Annotated in this window: 25 protein-coding genes and 1 tRNA gene; 18 read left to right on the top strand and 8 right to left on the bottom strand. The window is 32.5% G+C overall.

Features of this window, described 5'->3' with window-relative positions:
* Positions 1-61: 61 nt before the first annotated feature.
* Genes AAON49_RS13405 through xrtF form a run of 3 tightly spaced genes read right to left on the bottom strand, consistent with a single transcriptional unit; the run spans position 62 to position 1,490 of the window.
* Entirely contained in the window at positions 62-478 is a 417-nt protein-coding gene (locus AAON49_RS13405; protein WP_349555308.1) for an HYC_CC_PP family protein, read from the bottom strand.
* A 44-nt stretch (positions 479-522) separates the two neighbouring features.
* Positions 523-957: an exosortase F system-associated membrane protein gene (locus AAON49_RS13400; protein ID WP_349555307.1), complete on the bottom strand. Its 435-nt coding sequence runs from the start codon at positions 955-957 to the stop codon at positions 523-525.
* On the bottom strand, positions 954-1,490 hold the full coding sequence (xrtF, locus tag AAON49_RS13395; protein ID WP_349555306.1) for an exosortase family protein XrtF: 537 nt from the start codon (positions 1,488-1,490) through the stop codon (positions 954-956). Before xrtF ends, AAON49_RS13400 begins: the two co-directional genes overlap by 4 nt.
* A 58-nt stretch (positions 1,491-1,548) precedes the next feature.
* Between xrtF and AAON49_RS13390 the strand changes: the two genes are divergently transcribed.
* From AAON49_RS13390 to rodA, 8 genes are all read left to right on the top strand, one after another.
* Positions 1,549-2,001: an XrtF-associated fRMsr-like GAF protein gene (locus tag AAON49_RS13390; protein ID WP_502942986.1), complete on the top strand. Its 453-nt coding sequence runs from the start codon at positions 1,549-1,551 to the stop codon at positions 1,999-2,001.
* A 401-nt stretch (positions 2,002-2,402) separates the two neighbouring features.
* A complete protein-coding gene (locus tag AAON49_RS13385) occupies positions 2,403-2,534 on the top strand; it encodes a hypothetical protein (protein WP_349555304.1) in 132 nt (43 codons plus the stop codon).
* 86 nt (positions 2,535-2,620) lie between these two features.
* Positions 2,621-4,147 (top strand): bifunctional phosphoribosylaminoimidazolecarboxamide formyltransferase/IMP cyclohydrolase, encoded by a 1,527-nt coding sequence (purH, locus tag AAON49_RS13380; protein WP_349555302.1) that lies wholly within the window; start codon positions 2,621-2,623, stop codon positions 4,145-4,147.
* A gap of 76 nt (positions 4,148-4,223) precedes the next feature.
* Complete coding sequence (locus tag AAON49_RS13375; protein ID WP_349555300.1) at positions 4,224-5,252, top strand: rod shape-determining protein; 1,029 nt, start codon at positions 4,224-4,226, stop codon at positions 5,250-5,252.
* Between the two features lie 21 nt (positions 5,253-5,273).
* Positions 5,274-6,110, top strand: a complete 837-nt coding sequence (gene mreC / locus AAON49_RS13370) for a rod shape-determining protein MreC (RefSeq protein ID WP_349555299.1) — start codon at positions 5,274-5,276, stop codon at positions 6,108-6,110.
* Entirely contained in the window at positions 6,103-6,609 is a 507-nt protein-coding gene (locus AAON49_RS13365; protein WP_349555298.1) for a hypothetical protein, read from the top strand. The genes mreC and AAON49_RS13365 overlap by 8 nt, the downstream gene beginning before the upstream one ends.
* A gap of 3 nt (positions 6,610-6,612) precedes the next feature.
* Complete coding sequence (gene mrdA, locus AAON49_RS13360) at positions 6,613-8,496, top strand: penicillin-binding protein 2 (protein ID WP_349555296.1); 1,884 nt, start codon at positions 6,613-6,615, stop codon at positions 8,494-8,496.
* On the top strand, positions 8,477-9,751 hold the full coding sequence (rodA, locus tag AAON49_RS13355) for a rod shape-determining protein RodA (protein ID WP_349555294.1): 1,275 nt from the start codon (positions 8,477-8,479) through the stop codon (positions 9,749-9,751). Before mrdA ends, rodA begins: the two co-directional genes overlap by 20 nt.
* A 72-nt stretch (positions 9,752-9,823) precedes the next feature.
* Here rodA and rpsT read toward each other — a convergent pair whose 3' ends face one another.
* The 3 genes from rpsT to proS form a co-directional block, all read right to left on the bottom strand.
* A complete protein-coding gene (gene rpsT / locus AAON49_RS13350) occupies positions 9,824-10,075 on the bottom strand; it encodes a 30S ribosomal protein S20 (protein WP_349555293.1) in 252 nt (83 codons plus the stop codon).
* 26 nt (positions 10,076-10,101) lie between these two features.
* Positions 10,102-10,173: transfer RNA gene (locus tag AAON49_RS13345), tRNA-Glu, on the bottom strand.
* A gap of 86 nt (positions 10,174-10,259) precedes the next feature.
* Positions 10,260-11,738, bottom strand: coding sequence for a proline--tRNA ligase (proS, locus tag AAON49_RS13340; RefSeq protein ID WP_349555291.1), 1,479 nt, complete (start codon positions 11,736-11,738; stop codon positions 10,260-10,262).
* 170 nt (positions 11,739-11,908) lie between these two features.
* On the opposite strand from proS, the gene AAON49_RS13335 reads away from it, so the two are divergent.
* From AAON49_RS13335 to porT, 5 genes are all read left to right on the top strand, one after another.
* A complete protein-coding gene (locus tag AAON49_RS13335) occupies positions 11,909-13,069 on the top strand; it encodes a hypothetical protein (protein WP_349555289.1) in 1,161 nt (386 codons plus the stop codon).
* Positions 13,070-13,084: 15 nt separating this feature from the next.
* On the top strand, positions 13,085-14,476 hold the full coding sequence (locus AAON49_RS13330) for an OmpP1/FadL family transporter (RefSeq protein WP_349555288.1): 1,392 nt from the start codon (positions 13,085-13,087) through the stop codon (positions 14,474-14,476).
* Between the two features lie 125 nt (positions 14,477-14,601).
* The gene (locus tag AAON49_RS13325; RefSeq protein WP_349555287.1) at positions 14,602-15,504 is read left to right on the top strand and encodes a NifU family protein; all 903 of its coding nucleotides are present in this window, start codon (positions 14,602-14,604) and stop codon (positions 15,502-15,504) included.
* Between the two features lies 1 nt (position 15,505).
* Positions 15,506-16,234 carry a bifunctional demethylmenaquinone methyltransferase/2-methoxy-6-polyprenyl-1,4-benzoquinol methylase UbiE gene (gene ubiE / locus AAON49_RS13320; protein WP_349555285.1) on the top strand — a complete coding sequence of 243 codons (729 nt, stop codon included), beginning with the start codon at positions 15,506-15,508 and terminating at the stop codon, positions 16,232-16,234.
* A gap of 1 nt (position 16,235) precedes the next feature.
* Positions 16,236-16,949: a type IX secretion/gliding motility protein PorT/SprT gene (gene porT / locus AAON49_RS13315; RefSeq protein ID WP_349555284.1), complete on the top strand. Its 714-nt coding sequence runs from the start codon at positions 16,236-16,238 to the stop codon at positions 16,947-16,949.
* Positions 16,950-16,951: 2 nt separating this feature from the next.
* On the opposite strand, the gene AAON49_RS13310 is transcribed toward porT, so the two are convergent.
* Positions 16,952-17,671: an RNA methyltransferase gene (locus AAON49_RS13310; RefSeq protein ID WP_349555282.1), complete on the bottom strand. Its 720-nt coding sequence runs from the start codon at positions 17,669-17,671 to the stop codon at positions 16,952-16,954.
* Positions 17,672-17,730: 59 nt separating this feature from the next.
* Here AAON49_RS13310 and tamL point away from each other — a divergent pair, with 59 nt between their 5' ends.
* From tamL to AAON49_RS13285, 5 genes are all read left to right on the top strand, one after another.
* Positions 17,731-20,253 (top strand): translocation and assembly module lipoprotein TamL, encoded by a 2,523-nt coding sequence (tamL, locus tag AAON49_RS13305; protein WP_349555280.1) that lies wholly within the window; start codon positions 17,731-17,733, stop codon positions 20,251-20,253.
* 97 nt (positions 20,254-20,350) lie between these two features.
* Positions 20,351-21,418 carry a class II fructose-bisphosphate aldolase gene (gene fbaA, locus AAON49_RS13300; RefSeq protein WP_349555279.1) on the top strand — a complete coding sequence of 356 codons (1,068 nt, stop codon included), beginning with the start codon at positions 20,351-20,353 and terminating at the stop codon, positions 21,416-21,418.
* A 171-nt stretch (positions 21,419-21,589) separates the two neighbouring features.
* On the top strand, positions 21,590-22,447 hold the full coding sequence (accD, locus tag AAON49_RS13295) for an acetyl-CoA carboxylase, carboxyltransferase subunit beta (protein ID WP_349555278.1): 858 nt from the start codon (positions 21,590-21,592) through the stop codon (positions 22,445-22,447).
* 221 nt (positions 22,448-22,668) lie between these two features.
* Entirely contained in the window at positions 22,669-22,938 is a 270-nt protein-coding gene (gene rpsO, locus AAON49_RS13290) for a 30S ribosomal protein S15 (RefSeq protein WP_349555276.1), read from the top strand.
* A gap of 116 nt (positions 22,939-23,054) precedes the next feature.
* A complete protein-coding gene (locus tag AAON49_RS13285) occupies positions 23,055-25,307 on the top strand; it encodes a polyribonucleotide nucleotidyltransferase (protein WP_349555275.1) in 2,253 nt (750 codons plus the stop codon).
* 67 nt (positions 25,308-25,374) lie between these two features.
* Here AAON49_RS13285 and AAON49_RS13280 read toward each other — a convergent pair whose 3' ends face one another.
* Positions 25,375-25,887, bottom strand: coding sequence for a hypothetical protein (locus tag AAON49_RS13280; protein WP_349555273.1), 513 nt, complete (start codon positions 25,885-25,887; stop codon positions 25,375-25,377).
* Between the last annotated feature and the right edge of the window lie 42 nt (positions 25,888-25,929).

The raw sequence follows: 25,929 nt of genomic DNA, 5'->3' as shown, positions 1-25,929 counted from the left end.
TTTTAATAATAGACTATACATCCTTTATTAAGGATGAAAAAAACTGACTATTCGTAAAAAATCAAATCAGGAAAGTCTGATGCAGCACCTGAATATCTTCTTCTGTATCTGGAGGAGGAAGGTCTTTAAATACTTCGTTCTTTTTCAGGACAACTTCTTGAAAAAGATCAATATAGGAAGCTACAAAAATTACAGCAAAACTTAGTTGTGTGAAGTTGGTATTGACGTCTAAAGTTGTCATCAGGTCTTCACCTTCAATCAACGTTAAAACATCAGTACAACATTTCTTTGAAACTGTTTGTTTATCATCACAATCATCTCCAGTTGTTTCCATCGCACAACTAACATCGTCTCCAAAATAAGAAATAGCAACTAACTGCTCACCACAAAAGTGAGAGCTTATTGCATATGAGTTTGAGGATACCAAAACTACAATCGCAAGAAATATTGCTTTTATTTTGAAAACAGTTTTTCGCATTGCTAAGTGCAAAGTTACAATCTAAATTTTAAATATTTTGTTAATTATTTTTTTGTAATTCTTTGATGATAGAAGAATGCTGGCAGTAAGATTAATAAAAATAATGGATGAACAATAAATCGTCTTATATAAAAAGGAAAAAGATAACCTGCTTCAAAATTAGTTCTTAATAGCATAGAAAATATTGCAATCATAATCATGAATGAGAACATGAGTAGAAATCCTGAAAATTTTACATACTTTTTATTATGAAAGATTATGTAAATAATTCCCAAAGTAATTAAAGAGTTTATTGTGTATCTAAACAACATGTCTACTACTAAATGCCAGCTATTGATTTCTGGAATAGGTTTATATAAATAATCGTTTTGAAAATATTCAATTAATGGATCATAAAACAAATCCATCTCATAGGCTCTAACTAGGAATAACAACCCAAAAAGTATAAAGATTAATATGATTCTTAACGATTTGTTCATTTCTTATAATTTGAAAACTTATGCACCCACACAACCCATAATAAGAAAGTTGCCCCGTAAATAATTGCTGGGAATAGTAAATTATGTAAAAATTCTTGTTGGTCTGGATATTTATATAGCATAACTGTTAGAAATGCTATTCTGAGAATATTAATTCCGTAAATAAATAAACTCCCGAAAAGACCGAAAAGTAATGTAGATTTTATAGAACCTGGAAAAGCTATAATAAATGATATAAATAAGATAATAATACTCAAAGAATTACAACCTTCTATTACTCTTGCTGTATAGTGTCCGTTTAGCAACAACTTTACAGACATCTCATCTTCATGTTGCATATGAGCAGCATCATATCCTAAAAAACTTAAAACAGCTTCCGTTTGCTCAGCTACTGAAGTTGTTATAGGTGAACAAACAAAAACATCCTCTTTTTGTTGAGTATTTTGTAAGTAAAGAGAGTAAAGTGCGAACAATATAAAATAAGTAGCAAAAAATTTTACTAGAAAAAGAACAATACTTCTTTGCTTTTTCATCAGGATTTTGGTTTAATTTTGCTACTTGAATTTGCAATAACACAAATATAGAAAAATCGTGAACATCAATCTTTTAAAAGATACCATAAAGGAAATCATCTTGTCAGAAAAATCTAAAAGCGAGAAATTACAAAGCATTTGTGATTTTTTAGAAGCTCAAATTTCTTATTATGATTGGGTTGGTTTTTATTTCCGCAATGGAAACAAAGAAGAATTAAAACTTGCCGAATATACTGGCGAACCAACAGAACACACCATTATTCCTTTTGGAAAAGGTATTTGTGGACAAGTAGCTGTTAGCAACGAAAACTTTGTTGTACAGGATGTCTCTGAACAAGACAATTATATTTCCTGTGGCTGGAAAGTAAAATCTGAAATAGTGATTCCAATTTTTGTTGGTGGAGAAAATATTGGTCAGATAGATATCGATTCCCACACAGCAAATCCATTTACAAATCAAGATGAAGAATTATTAGAATTTGTATGTTCTAAAGTAGCTACTCTTTTCTAACACCACCAAAAACAGTGAGCCTGAAAATTCATTAAATATGGGGGTTGATTGGTGTTGTTTTTAAAAATATATTTATATTAGTTAAATATTAACATTTTCTATTAATCATTAAAACCCCCCTTACTAATGAAAAAAGAAGATCTACAAAGAACTGCTACCTACAGTAGCAGGTACGCCAGAAAACTTCAAGAAAAAGAAACCTTATTAGATAAATTTACCTACTGGTTTCGAGATTTTCTGGAAAGCGCTGAATAAAGAACTTATTATTATCTAACCAACAGTCCTTTAAACTTGTGTCATCCCCAAAAATAGGGACATGCAAATTTCCTCATTTTTGGGTATTGACACAAATTCAGTGTAGTACTACATTTACTTTATTAAGTTAAACCATCCCCCGAAATATGAAAAAACATACATCTATTATTGATGCTGTTCTTTATAGAACAGGCATAAAAAAACGTAAGAGAGAAAAAGAAATCAGAAACTACAGTATTCTAGTAGATTCTTTTAGAAGAAAGGTTTATTCACAATAGTGGAATAAGTTTCCTTAATTCAGTTTTGTTTCTATTGTTTTAACAACTCACATTTAGTAGTTTTGTGCGCTTAACAACACAACATTATGAGCAACACAAAACTTATCAAATCTGCCCTTATTTCTGTATTTCATAAAGACGGATTAGAGCCTATCGTTAAAGCACTTAACGAAAACAACGTTACTATCTATTCTACCGGAGGTACAGAGAAATTTATTAAAGAATTGGGAATTCCTGTAGTAGCAGTTGAAGATGTTACTTCTTACCCATCTATTCTTGGTGGTAGAGTTAAAACTTTACATCCTAAAGTTTTTGGAGGTATTTTAAACAGACAAGATCACCAAGGAGATGTAGCAGAAATAGCAGAATATGATATCCCTCAAATTGATTTGGTAATTGTTGACTTATATCCTTTTGAAAAAACTGTGGCTTCGGGAGCTTCTGAACAAGACATCGTAGAAAAAATAGATATTGGTGGAATTTCTCTAATAAGAGCTGCTGCTAAGAACTTTAAAGATACTTTTACCATCTCTTCAATGGGCCAATATAAAGAGTTTTTAAATTTATATATCAATCATAATGGAGCAACTACATTAGTAGATAGAAAACGATTTGCTGCCAAATCATTTAACATCTCATCTCATTATGACACAGCTATCTTTAATTATTTTAACACTGAAGAAGTTGTGTTTAAAGCGAGTGAAACAATCTCAAAAACATTGAGATATGGTGAAAATCCACATCAAAAAGGATACTTCTTTGGAGATTTAGACAACATGTTTGATAAACTTCATGGAAAAGAATTAAGTTATAACAATCTACTAGATGTAGATGCAGCCGTAAATCTGATGGGTGAATTTATTGGAGAAGATCCAACATTTGCCATCTTAAAACACAACAATGCTTGTGGTTTTGCTCAAAGAAAAACTATTCATCAGGCATATGTAGATGCATTAGCCGGAGATCCAGTTTCTGCGTTTGGTGGAATTTTAATTTCTAATTCAACTATCGATAAAGCAACAGCAGATGAAATTCATAAGTTGTTTTGCGAAGTTGTAATTGCACCTTCTTTTGACGAGGACGCCTTAGAGATTTTAAAAGGAAAGAAAAACAGAATTATTTTAATTCAAAAAGAAGTTAAATTACCTCAACAAAATGTTAGAACTGCTTTAAATGGTCTTTTAGTACAAGACAAAGATTCAAAAACAGATACAAAAGATAATTTAACATACGCAACCAACAATAAACCAACTAATAGCGAGTTAGAAGATTTATTATTTGCTTCTAAAATTTGCAAGCATACAAAGTCTAATACGATTGTTTTAGCAAAGAACAAACAGTTGTGTGCTAGTGGTACTGGTCAAACTAGTAGAGTTGATGCTTTAAGACAAGCTATTGAAAAAGCAACTAATTTTAATTTTGATCTAGAAGGCTCTGTAATGGCAAGTGATGCTTTTTTTCCTTTTCCAGATTGTGTAGAGATTGCTCATAATGCAGGAATAAAAAGTGTTATTCAACCCGGAGGCTCTATAAAAGACCAATTAAGCATCGATTATTGCAACGAAAACAATCTATCGATGGTAATGACAGGTACAAGACATTTTAAACATTAAGAATCGTCTTGTTAACTAGCGGATTTTTGCTAGATTTGTAAGAATACATTTATAACAGGAGATACAATACAATTTTATGGGTTTTTTCGATTTCATGACGGAAGATATTGCCATCGATTTAGGAACGGCAAATACGTTAATCATTCACAATGGAAAAGTGGTGATTGATAGTCCGTCCATTGTAGCAAGAAATCGCGTTTCAGGAAAAATTATTGCTACTGGTAAAGAAGCAAACCTGATGCAAGGAAAAACTCATGAAAATATCAAAACAATTCGTCCTTTAAAAGATGGAGTAATTGCAGATTTTCAAGCTTCTGAAGAAATGATTAAGGAATTTGTTAAAAAGATTCCTGCCATTAAAAAGAAACTCTTCCCACCTGCTCTTCGTATGGTAATTTGTATTCCTTCAGGAATTACTGAAGTAGAAAAAAGAGCTGTACAAGATTCTGCAAGACACATGAACGCCAAAGACATCTATTTAATTTACGAGCCAATGGCAGCTGCAATTGGTGTTGGAATAGATATCATGGAGCCAAAAGGGAACATGATTATTGATATCGGAGGAGGAACAACTGAAATTGCAGTTATTGCTTTAGCGGGTATTGTATGTGATCAATCTGTAAAAGTAGCTGGTGATTTGTTTACCAATGATATCATGTACTACATGAGAACTCAGCACAATCTTTACATTGGAGAAACTACTGCTGAAAAAGTAAAAATTCAGATTGGAGCTGCAACTGAAGATTTAGACAATCCGCCTGAAGACATGTTAGTTCAAGGTAGAGATTTATTAAGCGGAAAACCAAAACAAGTACAAGTTTCTTTTAGAGAAATAGCAAAAGCCTTGGATAAATCAATCTTACGTATTGAAGATGCTGTGATGGAAACATTATCAAAAACTCCACCTGAATTAGCAGCAGATATATACAATACCGGAATATACCTTGCTGGTGGTGGTTCTATGTTAAGAGGTTTAGACAAACGTCTTTCTAGAAAAACAGATTTACCTGTTTATGTAGCCGAAGACCCATTACGTGCAGTAGTAAGAGGTACTGGAATTGCGTTAAAAGAGTTAGACAAATACAAGAGCGTCTTAATGAAATAATAAACGGCATCTTTACTTCTTATGCAGCAACTCATCTATTTTTTTCGGAAGTATCGATATTTCTTATTCTTTTTACTCTTACAGTTTATTGCTTTAACACTAATTATTAATAATCATAATTTTCACAAAAGCAAGTTTGTAACTTCTGCTAATAATATAACTGGAGGGTTTTATAATAAAACTAGTTCTATTTCAGATTACTTTCAACTTAATAATGAAAATAAAGAGCTTATTGAAGAAAATACTTCATATATCAACAGAATTGAGCAGCTAGAAAACATACTCGATTCTGTTAGCCAATATAAAGTTATAGATACTACGAAATATTTTCAACAGTACTTTTACATTTCTGGTAGAATTCAAAAAAACCAATACTCTTTCGCTAACAACTTTCTGACTATCAATCTTGGAAGAAATGATAGTATTGATAAAGAAATGGCTGTTATTAATAGCAAAGGAATTATTGGAATTACAGAAAAAGTTTCTGACAATTATTCAAGAGTTCAATCTATTTTAAATCAGAAAAGTGCTATTAGCGTTAGATTAAAAAAGAATAGCACTCATATTGGAAACCTAAAATGGGACGGAAAAGATTACAATGTTGTTCAATTAGAAGACCTTCCAAGGCAAGCAGAAATACAAAAAGGCGATACTATAATTACAAGTGGCAACTCCGCTATTTTCCCTGAAGGTGTTCCTGTAGGAACAGCCATTAATGTAATTGGCGGAGAAACTAGTGTTGGCAGAATTGTAAACATTCAGCTTTTTAATGATATGAGTAATTTGAAAAATATTTATGTTGTTAAAAATTTCGATAAGTTAGAAATTAGAAAATTAGAATCTAATCAAGATGAATAAGCTAAATATTATCATATGGTTGATTCTCATTTTTTTTCTACAAGTTTTTGTATTAAATAACATTAATTTTTCAGGATATATAAACCCTTATTTATATATAGCCTTTGTTTTTCTATTTCCATTAAGCAAAAACCGATTCTTATTTTTATCACTCGCTTTTTTATATGGTTTAGGAATAGATTTTTTTTCTGACACAGGAGGAATTCACGCTTTTTCATTGCTATCAATAGCCTATATTAGATTGCTTTTTGTAAAAATCTTTTTTAAGAAAACAGAGCTTGATTATTTACTTTTCAGATTACACAAAGAATCTTTTGGACAAGTATTTAATTATGTAGTAACTTTAACACTCATCCACCATCTTATTTTATTTAGTTTGGCTAATTTTAGTTTCCAAAATATAGGAGGTGTTTTGTTAAACACTCTCTATTCAAGCATTTTCACACTAGTGCTTTACTTTTTTGGCTCTTATATCTTTAGAAAAAAGCAGATTGGTTAACGTATGAAGCGGAGTTTTTTATTATACTTTTTAATTTTTCTTGTTGGTATTGTTTTTATTGTCAGGCTTTTTCAAATACAAATAGTAAAAGGTTCTGAAAATGACCCTATAAAGAATAATGCTGCCGTAAAAGTTGAATTTGACTATCCTGAGAGAGGCTATGTTTATGATAGAAATGGAAAGCTATTAGTTGCCAATCAACTATCGTATGATGTGATGGTAATTCCAAATGAGGTAAAAGAATTAGACACATTAGAATTTTGTTCACTTCTTAAAATTGAATCTGAGGATTTTAAAAAACGCATACAAAGAGCTAAAGATTATGCACCATGGTTAGCGTCGGTTTTTTTAAAACAATTAGCCAAAGAAGATTTCGCATATTTACAAGAGAAGCTTCATAAATTTCCTGGATTCTTTATTCAAAAAAGAGTCATAAGAGATTATCCTATTAAATCTGCAGCAAATATTGTTGGATACATCAGCGAGGTAGACCAATTAGTTGCAAAAAAAGATGATTACTATGAACAAGGAGAGTTAATTGGCAAAGCTGGTATTGAGCGCCAATATGAAAAAATCCTCAGAGGTAAAAAAGGAAAGAAGCATTTCCATAGAGATCGTCTAAATAAAATAATTGGTTCTTTTGACAATGGAAAGTACGACTCTCTTGCTATTAACGGTCAAGACATTACACTTACTATAGATAGTGAACTCCAACAATACGGAGAATTTTTAATGCAAGGAAAAAGAGGCGGAATCGTAGCAATTGAGCCTAGTTCGGGTGAAATTTTAGCCTTGATAACTGCTCCAAGTTATGATCCTAATGATATGGTAGGAAGAAAGAGAGCAAAAAACTCTACAAGACTTTTCAATGACACCATTCATAAACCCATGTTTGATAGAGGTTTAAAAGCATCTTATTCTCCAGGATCTCCTTTTAAATTAATTAATGCTCTTATTGGCTTACAAGAAGGAGTAATTAATACAAACACTCCATTTTATTGCTACAATGGATATCGCTACGGAAGAAGAAAACACGAGTTCATGGGATGTCATTGTGAGATTTACGGAAAACCTATTCGTTTAAACACAGCAATCTCTAAATCATGTAATGCATACTTCGCCAACACTTATAAAAGAATTGTTGAGAAAAGCAGCAGTTCAATAGAAGGAATGAATAACTGGAGTAAGCATGTAAAAAGTTTTGGTCTTGGAAATTACCTTGGATATGACCTTCCTGAAGGTGACAAAGGGTTAATTCCAGACGGAAACTATTACGATCGTAGAATTAAGAATAAATGGGGAGCCTCAAGAACCATCTCTAATGCCATCGGACAAGGCGAGGTAATTACAACACCTATTCAATTAGCTAATGTTACTGCTGCTATTGCCAATAGAGGTTATTTTTACACTCCTCATATTGTGAAAAGTATTAATAAAACTGCTATTAAAGATTCTATTTATACAATTCCCAAACAAACCACCATTGATAGAAAGTTTTTTCAACCTATCATAGACGGCATGCACGAAGTGTTTAAAACTGGAACTGGTAGATACTATCCACTAAAAGGAATTGAAATTGCAGGAAAAACTGGAACAGTAGAAAATTCTATCATCGTAGACGGGAAAGTCAAACAATTAGAAGATCATTCAATTTTAGTAGCTTTTGCTCCAAAAGACAATCCAAAAATAGCTATTGCTGTATTTATTGAAAATGGAGGTTACGGTTCTACTGTTGCTGCTCCAATAACTAGTTTGCTTGTAGAAAAATATCTTACGAGAAAAGTAGAAAGAAAATGGATTGAAAATAAAATGTTAGACATAAATCTATATCCAATTTACAATCAACAAATTCAAAAAATAGATTCTCTTGAGACAGGAACGAACTAACATATTTTTTGGTGTAGATTGGTTTTTAGTTTTCATCTACATAATCTTGGTTGCGTTTGGCTGGATGAACATCTATGCTGCCACTTTCACCGAAGAAAATTCGGCAATATTAGACTTATCTACAAAATACGGAAAGCAACTTTTATGGATTTTGTTAAGCATTCCTATCATTATATTGATCTTGTTTATCAATGGAAAGTTTTACGAACGGTTTGCTAGTATTTTTTACTTGGTTTCAATTGCATCTCTTTTAGGTCTTTTCTTTTTTGGAAAAGAAATTAAAGGCGCTCAGTCTTGGTATAGTTTTGGCGGAATGAGCTTACAACCCTCTGAATTTGCCAAAGCTTTCACTGCATTGGCTTTAGCAAAACTTTTAAGCGATCGTAAATACAATTTAGGCCTGATTAAAAATCAAATCAAAGCTTTCATTATTATATTTTTACCCGCAGCTTTGATTGCTGTTCATGATGCTGGATCGGCAATTATATACCTATCATTATTCTTTGTTCTAAACAGAGAAGGTCTATCATTAGCTTACATTGTTTTAGGAACTTCTGCTATTCTCCTATTTATTCTAACAATTTTATTTCCTGTAAAATACATTATCATTTCCCTATTTACTCTAATAACTTTGTATTTAGTTTACAGAGTGTATAAAGACAAAAGATACTTGAGATTTAATTGGATAAAAATAATTTCTACTTACATCATTAGTCTAACATTTATTTTAAGTGTAAACTATGCGTATAACAATGTTTTAGATCAATACCAGAGAGATCGTTTTGAAGTTCTCTTAGGATTGAATAACGACACTAAAAATGTAGGTTACAACTTAAATCAAGCACTTAAAACTATTAGCTCTGGAGGAATAAAAGGAAAAGGATATTTGAAAGGTGATAGAACTCAAGGAAAATTTGTCCCAGAACAACATACAGATTATATTTTCAGTACCGTAGGAGAAGAATGGGGGTTCTTAGGAACTACTTTTGTAATTCTATTATTTATGATTCTTTTATTTAGAATCATCAACCGAGCCGAAAAACATACCAATAAATTTGGAAGAATATATGGTTACGGAGTAGCTTCTATATTATTCTTTCACCTGATTGTTAATGTTGGGATGGTTATTGGTCTTTTGCCTACAGTTGGAATCCCATTACCTTTTTTAAGCTACGGAGGTTCATCTTTATGGGGCTTCACACTTTTACTATTTGTCTTTATAAAATTGGATGCCCACAAAAGTTACGATTGGTAAAAAAAGAAATCTAGAAAATAAAAAAACGCTCAGATTTTATCTGAGCGTTTTTTTGTACGTTGTAATCTTTTCTTAAAGAGCAGCTACTTGCTTTGCTAGTTTAGATTTAAGGTTAGCAGCTTTATTCTTATGAATAATATTATTCTTAGCTAACTTATCTAACATAGAAGTTACTTTTACTAACATTCCTTCAGCTTCCTTCTTATCTGTAGTAGCACGTAAATCTCTTACAGCATTTCTTGTTGTCTTATGCTGATATTTGTTACGTAATCTCTTCGCTTCGTTACTTCTAATTCTCTTTAATGCTGACTTATGATTTGCCATTACTTAATTTTTGTTTTAAAAACTTGTAGTCCGTACGGGAATCGAACCCGTGTTACCAGGATGAAAACCTGGCGTCCTAACCCCTAGACGAACGGACCAGTAACAATCTTATAGATAATAATCCTTTGATTGCGGATGCAAATATACAACGTTTTTAAATTTCTGCAATACTTTTTTAAAAAATTTAATATGCCTTTGCAAATAATACTCTTCTTGTTGATTCTTTGCCAGTTAAGACACACTTTCCTGCCTCTTCTTTTCCATCATTTGGAATACAACGAATGGTAGCTTTTGTCAATTCCTTGATCTTATCTTCAGTTTCTATTGTTCCATCCCAGTGTGCAGAAACAAAGCCGCCCTTTTCTTTAACCACTTTTTTGAACTCATCAAAAGTATCAACTTCAGTGATATGTTCATTTCTATATGAAACAGCTTTACTAAAAAGGTTTTCTTGAATTTTCTCCAATACATCAGAAACATAGTCTACAATATCATCTTGAGAAACAGTTGTTTTCTCTAACGTATCTCTTCTTGCTACCTCAACTGTATTATTTTCTATATCTCTATTTCCCATAGCAATTCTTACCGGCACACCTTTTAGTTCGTATTCAGCAAATTTAGCTCCAGGTCTAAACGTATCTCTATCATCAAATTTTACAGAAATTCCTTTCTTTCTTAAAGACTTAACAATGCCTTCTACACGATTAGAAATTACTTGTAATTGTTCTTCTCCTTTATATATAGGAACAATCACAACCTGAATAGGAGCTAATTTAGGAGGAAGAACCAATCCAAAATCATCAGAATGTGTCATAATCAAACCACCTATCAGTCGAGTAGAAACTCCCCAAGAAGTTGCCCAAACAAATTCTTGTTTTCCTTCTTTAGATGTATATTTTACATCAAATGCTTTTGCGAAATTTTGCCCTAAAAAGTGAGAAGTACCAGCTTGCAGTGCTTTTCCATCTTGCATTAAAGCCTCTATAGTATAAGTATCATCCGCTCCAGCAAAACGCTCGCTTTCAGATTTTGTTCCTTTGATGACAGGCATCGCCATAAAATCTTCAGCAAATTCTGCATAAACTTCTTGCATTTGTTTTGCTTCAGCAATAGCTTCGTTCTTTGTTGCATGCGCAGTATGCCCTTCTTGCCATAAAAACTCTGCAGTTCTTAAAAACAATCGAGTTCTCATTTCCCATCGAACCACATTTGCCCATTGATTGATTAATAATGGTAAATCTCTATAAGATTGAATCCAACCTTTATATGTATTCCATATGATCGCTTCAGAAGTTGGTCTAACAACCAATTCTTCTTCTAATTTTGCTTCAGGATCTACTCTAAGTTTTCCGGAGTTATCAGGATCATTTTGCAATCTATAATGAGTAACTACCGCACACTCTTTTGCAAATCCCTCAGCATTTTTCTCTTCAGCTTCAAATAAACTCTTGGGAACAAAAAGTGGAAAATAGGCGTTTTGATGTCCTGTTTCTTTGAACATTCTATCTAATTCTGCTTGCATTTTTTCCCAAATTGCAAAACCATAAGGTTTAATTACCATACATCCTCTTACAGCAGAATTCTCTGCAAGGTCAGCTTTTACGATAATTTCATTATACCATTTGGAATAATCTTCTGCTCTCTTTGTTAACTTCTTACTCATAATCCGAACTTTGGCACAAATGTTGTTAAATATTTGTTATAAAATTTGTAGTAGATTTGTTTATACTCGAAAATTAGAGCAAAACTAAAGCATTTTGAGCATTGACAAAGAAAGTTTTTCGAATTTTTAGCTATCGATTTTGTGTTTTAATAATCTCTAAAAAACTAATTATGGAACGAAATTACTCTAATAGAAGGATCTCAACTTACCTACTTTCCTTATTTGTGCTTGTTTTAGGTTCGTCATGTACCATTTATCAAAACGTTCCAGATGACGATGGGATTTATTCTACTTCTGAAAAAAAAGAGCCTAGAGTAATTGTAGAAAATAGTGATGAACACAAAGACTATGAGAAAAATTATTTTTCTAAAGAGTTAGAAAAAATCGATCAAATTAATGGAACTGATATCATTACAGATGTAGAAAATTATTCTTCTTATAACGATACAATTCCAGATACTACTAATGAAATTGAAGATACTACAATTAACACTAATAAAGATTGGGGATATAATGACAATGATGATGTTGTAGTTCATATCAATGTAATAAATGATTTTTATCCTTATTGGGGTTTCGGTTTCAACCGATGGAATAGATGGAACAGGTGGGATTATTGGGACCCGTATTATGGATACTCTTGGTACTGCCCTCCTTTTATCGGCTGGGGTTTCAATCCTTACTGGGGATACAGACCATATCGTAACTGGACACACAATTGGAGGTATAGTGCCTATGGTGGTCGAAGATTCTATGGGAGAAGAGCTTTTTATGGAAGAAGCTTTTTTGGACCACGCGGAACAGGAGGATTTGGGTCTTACGCATACTATAGATGGCGAAGAACATCAGTAGGTTCTCGATACAATACTGGACCATACAATGGTATTTACAATCCATTGGCTACAAATAATTTTTCTAGAAGAAATAGTTCCACAACAAGGAGAAGTAATTCAGTAAACACCCGAACTAGAAGATCTTCTGATGTGTATAGAACTAGAACAGGAGTTACAAGAAGCAACAGTACAAATACTAGATCTACCAATACTCGATCTGCAAATACACGAACCAGAACTAGAATAACTGGAAGCAATAGTAATGGAGGAAGAAGAACTATTAACACCAGAAGTAGAAATAACTCTCGATCCAACGCAAACAGATCTAGGTCTTCCTCAAGAAACAGATCATCTTCTGTAAATAGAAATTCTTCTAGAAACAGGTCATCATCTGCCAACAGAAGTTCATCAAGAAGTAGATCTTCTGCTAATAGAAGTTCTTCTTCAAGATCAAGAAGTTCATCTTCAAGAAGTAGTTCATCAAGAAGAAAAGGTTAATTACAAACAAATAACATGAAAAAAATTATACTCTTTGTGGCTTTTGCCACAGCAACTTTCACATCCTATTCCCAAGCATTAGGATACGAGGATTTAGCAATATTATTTTCTCAAAATGATGGAAATGGAAGCGCACGTTTTGTAGCAATGAGTGGAGCATTTGGAGCTTTAGGAGGAGATGTCAGTTCAATAACTGTGAATCCGGCAGGTATTTCTGTATTTACTGGAGAAAGTCAAGTATCAGCAGCATTTAGCTCAAGAAATACAGATTATCTAACAACTTATTATGGAAATTCTATAAACACGAATGAAGATTACTTTAACATTTCGAATGCTGGAGCAACTTTTTCTTTCCATGATACTGGACGCAATGATTGGAATAGAACGGCTATTGGAGTCAATTACAGAACTCTGGTAGATTTCAGCAATACGTTTATAGCAAATGGTAATAGTGGCTTTGCTTCTTTCGATAATTTTCCACTAGATAATAGTACTACTCCAATTGTATATAATCTTGCAGAAAACCAACAATTTACAAACATTTATGATGGAGACATTTCTGAGTTAAGCCTTGCTGTTTCTGGAGTTTATCAAAGGAATTTACATGTAGGTGTAGGGTTGAATTTTTATGACATCTCTTTTAGTCAAAGAGCTACTTTAAGAGAAGTAAATAACGACGGCAATGGAAACACTTTAGATGCACGTTTTTATCAAGAAAACTTCACAAATGGAACTGGATTCTCATTAAGTGCTGGTTTCATATACAGACTTTCAAATTTTTTTAGAATAGGAGCTAGTTATCAATCTCCAACGTGGTTTACAGAAATTATTGAAGACACAAACATCGTAAACAATGATGGATTCTTAGGAGATACAGAAATTATTGTAAGTAACGATAATGTAATTTATGATAACACAGTAGGAGGAAATTTACCAATTCAAAGTTTGATTTATAAATTAAGAACCCCGAGTAAATTTACGTTGAGCACCGCTCTTGTTTTTGGAAAAGTTGGTCTAATCAGTTTAGATATTTCTTCTAAAAATTACCAAGGATTAAATCTCTCTGGAGACGATTTTTCTGCTGAAAATTCATTCTTTGACACTGAGTTAAGAAACACCAAGTCTTTAAATGTTGGAACAGAATGGCGCTTAAGCAGATTAAGCTTACGTGCTGGACTTAAGTTTGAGGAGAGCCCAGATGCTAATGCCTTAAACTCAGACAACTTAGAAGGATACTCTTTAGGACTGGGATACAACTTTGGAAATGTGAAGTTTGATTTAGCTTACAGCAATAGCAGCAGAACTGGGGTTTATAATTTCTATCCTCAATATCCAAGTCAGGTTAGTCCTGCAGATCTTAGCATTGATAACACAATGATTACGGCTGGAGTTTCAATTAATTTATAACAAGAACACTATATCATAAAAAGAAGGTTCTCAAGTTTTTGAGAATCTTCTTTTTATACTTCTATTTTGAGTGTCGAATTCACTTTTTTGACGTAATTTTGCAGTTCATTTCCTAAGAAGAAAATATGAGCGCATATTCAATAACAATTCAAGACACAAATAACGCTACAATTCTAAAATTTGTCTCTGAACAAATTTTAATCAATGGCGGTAGTTACGAATTTAATAACATTGATGAAGCTAAAAACTCTCCGTTAGCCCAGCAGTTGTTTTATCTTCCTTTCGTGAAAAAGGTTTTTATCACTGCAAATTTTATTGCAATTCAGCGATATGATATTGTAGAATGGAATGATGTTCAAAATGAAGTAAAAGAACAAATTGAAGCCTATTTACAAAGTGGGAAATCAGTTGTAAATGATACGGAAAACACAAAAAAAGAAGCTATTGAAGTTTATGCTGAAGTAACTCCAAATCCAGCAGTAATGAAGTTTGGAACTAACAAAGCATTAACCTCAACAGATGTTGAATACAAAAACATAGAAGAAGCTAGCAAATCTTCACCTTTAGCACAAGAGTTGTTTGGTTTTCCTTTTGTAAAGGAAGTTTTCATTTCTCAAAATTATGTTTCTATAACCAAATATGACATTGTAGAATGGAATGATATTTACGGTGAACTCAGAAATTTTATCAGAGCATATTTACAAGAAGGTAAAACCATTATTGCTGAGCTTCCTAAACAGAAAAAAGAAGAAGAGGTAAAACAAAATATAACTCCTGAAAATCTAGAAGGAACACCTGCAAAGATTGTAGATATCTTAGACGAGTATATTAGACCTGCTGTTGCTTCAGATGGAGGAAATATAGCTTTTAAATCTTATGATGAAGAAAGCAAAATTGTAAGTGTAATACTACAAGGTGCTTGTAGTGGATGCCCTTCCTCAACAGCTACTTTAAAGAACGGGATTGAAACCATGCTCAAAGAAATGCTTCCAAATCAGATAAACGAAGTTGTGGCTATTAACGGATAATATGTCTAAAACAATCAAACCATACAAAGATTCATCAGCTGGAAAAAAAGAACAGGTTGCTACCATGTTCGATAATATTTCACAGAATTACGATGGCCTCAACAGAGTTATTTCCTTTGGAATTGATGTAAGTTGGCGTAAAAAAGTTGTGAAACTAGTTTCTAAAAACAATCCTAAACAAATTTTAGACATTGCAACTGGAACTGGAGATTTAGCTTTAATGATGTCTCAATTAAATCCTGATAGAGTTGTTGGACTAGACATCTCTGAAGGAATGTTAGAAGTTGGGAAACAGAAAATAGAAAAAGCTGGCTTAAGCAATCAAATAGAAATGGTAGTTGGAGACTCTGAAAATATGCCTTTTGATGACAATACTTTTGATGCCATTACAGTTTCTTTTGGAGTTCGAAATTTCGCTAACCTAGATAAAGGGTTAACCGAAATTAAAAGAGTTTTAAAACCTAACGGAACTTTTGTCATTTTAGAAACATCAAATCCAACAAAGTTCCCTTTCAAACAAGGTTATAAATTTTACACTTCATATATTCTTCCCATCATCGGAAAAATTTTCTCAAAAGACAAAGTTGCTTATTCATATTTATGTGAATCTGCAAATTCTTTTCCTTTTGGTGAAGCTTTTGACAATATTTTGAAAAAAAATGGGTTTATCAATACAGAATACAAACCTGTGACATTTGGAGTAGCAACGATTTACTCTGCCACAAAATAGCATGAAGAAAACACTCATTATATTTATTGCATTACTATACGTAATACCTGCATCTTCTCAGATATTTCAAAAAAGAAACAGAAGAAATGTAGATAACTTACCTACTTTTGATGAACCTTTAATTCATTATGGATTTTATCTAGGGCTCAATCAAAATGATTTTAAAGTTAATTTAAGACCTAGCAATTTTCCGAATGCTTCTGTAGAAGTTAAACCAACAACTGGATTTAACGTTGGATTGATTGCTGATTTGCGTTTGCATAAAAATATAAACTTTCGTTTTGAACCTGGTCTAGTTAGTAATTCGAAAACTATTTATTTTAATCATTTAGCAACAGCAAGAGATAGTGTACGAGAAATCGGATCTACCTATTTGCATTTACCTTTGGTTCTTAAATTTAGTTCTGACAGATGGAATAATGTGAGACCTTATGTATTGGCTGGAGTATCTTATGATCATAATTTTTCTAGTAATCAAGATAATTCTGATGACAACTTTAGCGGTGAGTTTAGAATGAAAACAACTAATTTCATGTATGAAGTTGGTATTGGAATAGATATTTATTTAAATTTTTTCAAACTCTCCCCTTCTATCCGAGGAGTTTTTGCAATGAACAGAGAATTAGTTGATGATAATAACCCAAACAGCCCTTGGACTTCACCCATCAATACATTTTCCACTAGAGGAATCTTTCTAAATTTTGCTTTTGAATAAAATTAGCGCCTAAACTCGCTTAACAATATAGCGGTTGCTGTAGCTACATTTAGACTTTCTGTTTTTTGAATCTTTCCAAATCTAGGAATAGTTAATGTGTAATTAGAGAAACTGCTAATCTCATCAGAAACACCATTAGCTTCATTTCCCATCACCAAAACAGCTTTCTTAGGCAATTTATTGGTATACACATTTTCGCCATCCATATCAGCTGTATATATTGGCACATTTGTTTCTTTCAAGTAAGTACTCAAATTAACATATGAAAGAGATACTCTTGTTAACGATCCCATACTGGCTTGTACCACTTTAGCGTTGAAACAATCTACAGTATCTTTAGAACATACAATTTTTTCTACCCCAAACCAATCGCACAAACGTATGATAGTCCCCAAATTTCCTGGGTCGTTAATTGCATCCAACGCCAGAATAAGTCCAGAATCTTTTGACTCATAAAGTTCAGGAATTTTAAATAGGGCCAACACTTTATTAGGAGAAGTCAGGTTACTTATCTTTTTTAATTCTTGTTCAGAAATTGGCACAACATTTGCGAATTCATCGAATGTTGAATCAACAGAAAACAATTGATATAACTCAAATGAAGAATTTAAAAACTCTTTAACAACTTTGACACCTTCAACAACAAACATTTTATGCTTTTGTCGATACTTTTTTTGGCGTAAACTTGTTATTAGTTTGAGGTGATTTTTAGATAAGCTCATTTTATCTCTATATACTGCCCAAAAATAGTATTTTTGATTTTGTATTGCGAATGCGTTCCATGAAAAAACTCTTTACTCTTATTTTACTTTTCATCTTCTTAACAGGATGTAATTCTGTTAAAAGAGTAAAAGACAATGAACATTTGCTAACAAAGAACACTGTTGTTGTTAATAATAAGAAGACTTCTAGTTCTAAACTTAATGAACTTATCATTCAAAAACCCAATAATAAAACATTAGGGATTCCTTTATCATTATATTTTTACAATCTCGGAAACGAGAATAAACCAAAAACTCCTTCAGAATGGGGAAAGAAAAGACAAAAAACTTACAATTTCATCAAGAGTGTTTTTTCTGAGAAACAAAGCATTGCCTTTGCCAATACAATGATTGGTTTAAACAACTGGTTTTTAAGAAACGGGCAAGCTCCAGTAATAATAGAAGATAGAAAAACAAAAAAAACAGTACAAAATTTAAAGGCTTATTATAAAAATCAAGGATATTTTAGAGTTGAAGTAAGTTCTCAAAAAGATACTTTAGCAAACAAAAGAGGAACAGTTCAATATAATATTACTACAGGAAATCCTACTTTTTTAGATACAATTGTTACCAAAATAAATTCTCCAGTTTTAGACTCTTTATACAATACAGAAAAGAGCCTTTCTTTTTTGAAAAGTGGTGATCAGTATAACAATGATAATTTTATCAAAGAAGCTTCTAGAATTACCAAACTATATAGAAACAAGGGTGTTTTTCACTTTTCTGAAAACTATTTAGGTTTTTATGAAATAGATACAGCAGTTACTAATAACAACAAGACAAATGTAGAATTGATTATTTCTGGCGACAGAATTATTGAAAGAAATGGGGATTATATTTCCAAACCTCTGAAAATTCAAAAAATACGAAATGTAAATATTTACACAGATTATTCTTTCAGCAAAAGAGATCAGTCAATTAAAGATTCTACCATCTATAATGGCTTAAACTTTAAGGCTTATGATAAATTGAGGTACAATCCAAAATTGCTTTCAGAATCTATTTTTATCAAACCAGGTGATGTATACACAGATACACTGAGAAACTTAACCAGAACTCACTTAAAATCATTGCGGAATTTTAAAACTACCAATATCCGCTATATTGACACTATTCAAGGTGTAGACAATCAATTGGATGTTAATATTTACCTCACTCCTATTGAAAAATACACCTTAGGGTTGGAAACAGAACTCACACATTCAAACATTAGAGATTTAGGAGTTTCTGGAAAATTCTCAATCATCAATAGAAATACTTTTAAAGGTGCCGAAATTTTTAAATTATCTTTTTTAGGATCTTTCTTTAATGCATCACAAGACGCAAATCAATCTGGAAACTTTTTCAACTCTTGGGAAATTGGAGCTGACTTGTCTTTAGAAGTCCCAAGGTTTTTAGCCCCTTTCGGATTGAATAGATTAGTTCCTAAAAGAATGTCTCCTAGAACAATGTTTACTCTAGGAACAAGTATTCAAAAGAATATAGGTTTGGATAGACAAACAGTTACAGGTTTAATAGATTACAAATGGCAATACAATCAGAAAAAGACCATCCAATTAGAAATTTTTAATACACAATATGTAAGAAATCTAAGAATTGGAAACTATTTCCAAATCTATAATTCAGAATTTGTAAAACTTGAAAACATTGTACAGACTTACAATTCTGTTACGAACTCAAATATTAATATCACAAATTCAGGATCTCTACCAGTAGAGGCAATGAATACAATTTTTGGCAATGCTTCTTTTCAAACTTCTAATCCCCAAGAGTATCAAGACAATCTAAATATTTTAGATCGATATAATATTATTACATCCGATTTCTTAATTCCAACAATAGCCTATTCATTTACTTATAACAATCAAACAAATTATAGGGACAATAATTTTTCTTTCTTCAAAGTAAGAGTTGCTAACTCTGGGAATGTTGCAACATTATTATCAAAGAAGAGAGATGCAAATAACAGAAAAACAATTTTCAATATTCCCTTAGCACAATACTTCAAAGCCGACCTTGAGTATAAAAAATTCTGGAATGTTGACGAAACTTCTGTTTTTGGTTTTAGAAGTTTTATAGGCGCAATTGTTCCTTATGACAATTCTGCCATTCCTTTTACAAAAAGTTATTTTGCTGGAGGATCAAATGACATTAGGGCTTGGCAAACTTATGACCTAGGACCTGGTAGAAGAAACTCTGGATTGGAATATAATATTGGAAGTTTTAAATTCTTAACCAGTGCAGAATATCGTTTTGATATGTTTGGAAGTTTAAAAGGAGCTCTTTTTGTAGATGCAGGTAATATTTGGGATATCACCAATTCTATTTTTGCTGAAGATCAAGCAAAGTTTAATGGGCTTCAGTCCCTAAAAGATATTGCTGTTGGTTCAGGATTTGGTCTTCGATATGATTTTAGCTTCTTAGTATTTAGGTTAGATCTAGGTTTTAAAATGCATGAACCTTATTTATCAGGTAATAAATGGTTCAGAAATTACAACTTCTCTAATGCAGTTTATAATATAGGGATCAACTACCCTTTCTAGTACAACACCCTACAACGTTTTCGTTTTTTCATTCTCTTGATTCCTTAAAAATTAATACTTTTGGACTCATAACAACACGATTAAAAAATCTTTTAAAATGAGTCATAATATTAAACCAGGTGTTGCAACTGGTTACGAAGTACAAGCTATTTTTAAATTAGCAAAAGAGAAAGGGTTTGCACTACCTGCAGTAAATGTAGTAGGCTCAAATACAATCAATACAGTTTTAGAGACTGCTAAAGAATTGAATTCTCCCGTAATTATTCAATTTTCTAATGGAGGAGCGCAATTCAATGCAGGGAAAGGTTTATCAAATGAAGATCAAAAGTCTGCCATTGCTGGAGCTGTAGCTGGAGCGAAACACATTCATTTAATGGCAGAAGCTTATGGAGTGCCTGTGATTCTTCACACAGATCATTGTGCTAAAAAGTTATTGCCTTGGATTGATGGTTTGTTAGATGCTAGCGAAGAACATTTTAAACAAACAGGAAAATCTTTATATAGTTCTCATATGATTGATTTATCTGAAGAACCTATAGAAGAAAATATTGAAATCTGTAAAGAGTATTTAGCAAGAATGTCTAAAATGGGTATGACCTTAGAAATTGAATTAGGGATTACTGGTGGTGAAGAAGATGGTGTAGACAATTCAGATGTTGATGTTTCTAAACTATACACGCAACCAGAAGAAGTAGCTTATGCATATGAAGAATTAATGAAAGTTAGCGACCAATTTACTATTGCTGCTGCTTTTGGAAATGTACATGGCGTATACAAACCTGGAAATGTAAAATTAACTCCTAAGATTCTAAAAAATTCTCAAGAACATATTTCTGAAAAGTATGGTGTTGCTCATAACACTATTGATTTTGTTTTTCACGGTGGTTCAGGTTCTACATTAGAAGAAATTAGAGAATCTATTGGCTATGGAGTCATCAAAATGAATATCGACACTGATCTTCAATTTGCATTTACTGAAGGTATTCGTGATTATATGACAGGTAAAATAGATTATTTAAAAACTCAAATAGGAAATCCAGACGGAGCTGATCAACCTAATAAAAAACACTACGATCCTAGAAAGTGGTTAAGAGAAGGTGAAAATACTTTCAAAGAAAGACTAAAGAAAGCCTTTGAAGATTTAAACAATGTAAATACTTTATAAGAATTTACATCTTATACAATACAGTCTGACTTAACGATAAAATTATCGATTTGTCAGACTTTGTTTTTTTAAGTTTCCTACTTCAAAATAATCTCCTAAATTTGTCAACTGGTATAAACGAAACTTTTTGTAGTTTGCCAACTAATAAAACAGACGACTAATTATTATCATATGGCTTGGTTCAAAAGAAAAGATAAAGGAATTCAAACTCCTACTGAAGCTAAAAAAGATACTCCAAAAGGATTGTGGTATAAAACTCCTAGTGGAAAAGTTATTGACACTGAAGAGTTAAAACGAAATCTTTATGTAAGTCCAGAAGATGGATATCACGTAAGAATTGGAAGTAAAGAATATTTCGAACTATTGTTTGATGACAATGAGTTTGAAGAACTAAACTCAAAAATAACGGCTAAAGATCCTCTAAAATTTGAGGATACTAAAAAATACCCAGACCGTTTAAAAGCTGCACAAGAAAAAACAAAATTAAAAGATGCTGTAAGAACAGCTGTAGGGAAATCTTTAGGAAAAGATATCGTAATTGCGGCAATGGATTTTTCTTTCATTGGAGGTTCAATGGGAAGTGTTGTTGGAGAAAAAATAGCGCGTGCTATAGATTATTCTATTCAAAACAATATTCCATTTCTAATGATTTCTAAATCTGGAGGGGCAAGAATGATGGAAGCTTCTCTTTCTTTAATGCAATTGGTAAAAACATCTGCAAAATTAGCTCAATTAGCAGATGCCAAAATTCCATATATCTCGCTATGTACTGATCCTACTACAGGAGGAACTACAGCTTCTTTTGCTATGTTAGGAGATATTAACATCGCAGAACCGAATGCTCTAATTGCTTTTGCCGGACCAAGAGTAGTAAGAGATACCACAGGAAAAGATTTACCAGAAGGATTCCAGCGATCTGAATTTGTGTTAGAGCACGGATTCTTAGATGGGATTTACGAACGAAAAGATCTTAAGAAACAAATCAACTTATATATAGATTTGATTCAAAATCAACCCGTAAGAGCATAACACAAAAGCCAGCATTTCTGCTGGCTTTTTCATTTAATAAAACTATCAACCATAATTTTTTGTGCTTTATACTCTTTAGACCTGAAAATATTTAAAAAGTTTGTTTTCACAGGCAGATAAAATAAGGGCATTCAATAATTTAGATTCAAAAAATAATTGTACATTTGCCACTTCAATGAAAAAATCATTGAGTACATAAAAATCATTTAAATAATATTGGCATGTATTTGACTAAAGAAGTAAAAGAAAACATCTTCGAAAAACACGGTAAAGGTAAAACTGATACTGGTTCAGCAGAAGGACAAATTGCATTGTTCACGCACAGAATTAATCACTTAACAGAACACTTAAAAAACAATCGTAAAGATTTTAATACTGAGCGTTCGTTAGTAAAGATGGTTGGTAAGCGTAGAAGTCTTTTAGACTACTTAAAGAAAAAAGATATCACTAGATATCGTGCAATTATCAAAGAATTAGGAATTAGAAAATAATACCTACAAAAAGAGGCGGCATTGTGCTGCCTCTTTTTATTTTACTTCCATTGGAAACAACAACACACAACAACACACACATTTAGTAGAATTAATTTAGAACGAATTATTAAAGTATGATTCCAAAAGTATTTAACCAAGTCATAGAACTTGGAGATGGAAGAACCATCACATTAGAAACAGGAAAATTAGCAAAGCAAGCTGATGGGTCTGTTGTTGTAAGAATGGGAGATACAATGTTGCTAGCAACCGTTGTGTCGGCAAGAACTGCCAATCCCGGAATAGATTTTTTACCGTTAACGGTAGACTATAGAGAAAAATTTGCTGCCGCAGGTCGTTACCCAGGAGGATTTATGAAGCGTGAAGCAAGACCTAGTAATGATGAAATTTTAACCATGCGTTTAGTGGATCGTGTCTTACGTCCATTATTCCCAAAAGATTATCACGCTGAAACTCAGGTGATGATCCAATTAATGTCTCATGACGAAGAAGTAATGCCAGATGCTTTAGCAGGATTAGCTGCATCTGCTGCAATTCAATTGTCAGACATTCCTTTCGAAACTCCTATCTCAGAAGTAAGAGTAGCAAGAATCAATGGAGAACTTGTAATCAATCCTAGCTATGCTCAATTAGCAGAAGCTGACATTGATATGATGATTGGTGCTTCTGCAGATTCTGTTGCCATGGTAGAAGGTGAAATGGATGAAGTTTCTGAAGAAGAAATGGCAGACGCTATCAAGTTCGCCCATGAAGCAATTAAAATACAGTGTGAAGCTCAAGTGAAATTAGCAGAAGCTGTTGGTAAAAAAGAAACTCGTGAATACGAAGGAGAAAGAGAAGATGAAGAATTAGCAAAAAAGATTCATGATTTCTCTTACCAAAAGTGTTATGATATTGCAAAACAAGGAACTTCAAAACAAGAAAGAGGAAAAGCTTTTTCTGAAGTAAAAGAAGCTTTAGTTGAAACATTTACCGAAGAAGAAATTGAAGAATACGGAGATTTGATTGGTAAGTATTTTGGGAAAGCTCATAAAACTGCTGTTCGTGATCTAACCTTAAATGAAGGCTTACGTTTAGATGGTAGAAAAACAACTGACATCAGACCAATTTGGTGTGAAGTTGATTATTTACCTAGAACTCATGGTTCTTCAATTTTTACAAGAGGAGAAACACAAGCTTTAGCAACAGTAACTCTAGGAACTTCTAGAGATGCTAATATGATAGACTCTCCAACAGTACAAGGAGAAGAGCGTTTTTACCTACATTACAACTTCCCTCCTTTTTCAACAGGTGAAGCAAGACCTTTAAGAGGTACTTCTCGTCGTGAAATTGGACATGGAAACTTAGCACAAAGAGCTTTAAAAGGAATGATTCCTGAAGACTTCCCATATACAGTAAGAGTAGTTTCAGAAGTTTTAGAATCGAATGGTTCTTCTTCTATGGCTACAGTATGTTCTGGAACAATGGCTTTAATGGATGCAGGAGTTAGTATGAAAAAACCTGTATCAGGAATTGCAATGGGATTGATTTCTGACGGTGATAAATTTGCTGTTTTATCAGATATCTTAGGAGATGAAGATCACTTAGGAGATATGGACTTTAAAGTAACTGGTACAGCAGACGGAATCACAGCTTGCCAGATGGATATTAAGATCAAAGGATTGTCTTATGAAATCTTAGTACAAGCCTTAAAACAAGCACGTGATGGACGTTTACATATCTTAGAAAAATTAACCGATACTATAGCTCAACCAAATGCTGACGTGAAACCTCATGCTCCAAAAATGATTACCAGAAGAATCCCTAACGATTTAATTGGTGCATTTATTGGTCCTGGTGGAAAACACATCCAAGAGCTTCAAAAAGACACAGAAACTACTATCGTAATTAATGAAGATCCTGTAACTGAAGAAGGAGTTGTTGAAATTTTAGGAACAAATCAAGAGGGAATTGATGCTGTAATTGCAAAGATTGAATCTATGATGTTTAAACCTGAAAAAGGTTCTGTGTACGAAGTAAAAGTAATTAAGATGTTAGATTTTGGTGCTGTAGTAGAATATACAGAGGCTCCAGGAAATGAAGTTTTATTACACGTAAGCGAATTGGCTTGGGAACGCACAAACAATGTTTCTGATGTTGTGAAATTAGGTGATATTTTAGATGTAAAGTACTTTGGAATTGATCCAAGAACTAGAAAAGAAAAAGTTTCTAGAAAAGCTATCTTACCTAAACCTGAAGGATATGTTGAAAGACCTCCAAGAGATAATAAAAACAGAGGTGGTCGTGACAACAATAGAGGAAGAGACAATCGCGGACGTGATAATCGTAGAGATGATCGCAAACCTAGACAAGAAAAGAAAGAAGAATAGAAATATCTTTTTTTATAAAAAAACCACCTGATTTCAGGTGGTTTTTTGTTTATATGTGATTTCTAAATTACTTCAGAAAATCCCATTGAAATAAAACACCAAAAGTTATTAGGTCTTCTACAGAATTTTTATTTCCAGTAATTCTAAATCCCATAGAGAACTTCTTTCGGAATGTGTGTTTCACCTTTAACATCAAGGGAATACCTAACGAACTTTCTCTTCGATTTAACCTTACTCTAGAAAAGCGACCCAATCCTATGTGAAGTTCTGTTGAGAATCGATTTCCTAAATCTAACTCCCTTCCATACATCAGATTGAACTGATGTGCAGAAGTTGAAAAAATCCCAGTTGCTCCATTTAAAGCGATTGAAAAAAGATTTTTCCGAACTGCAAAACCAATATCTAAAGTGGTAGACATCATTCCTCCGTCTGCAAAAGCATATTCTAGAGGAAAAGTAGAAAAAGAAATAGAACTGAACTGAAATCTATTACTAGACACATCTTCTTGACTGGAAATTGAATTAAAGTTTACAATTGTTAGTAACAAATAACATGCTACCCATTTTAATTTAGTTTTCATAATTGTTTTTTATTAATACAATTCAAAACTACTTGTGATTTT

The organism is Pseudotenacibaculum sp. MALMAid0570, assembly GCF_040151415.1.
GTDB lineage: Bacteria > Bacteroidota > Bacteroidia > Flavobacteriales > Flavobacteriaceae > Polaribacter.
The sequence above is the reverse complement of the archived record's forward strand: the minus strand, read 5'-3'. Positions and strand labels throughout refer to the sequence as shown.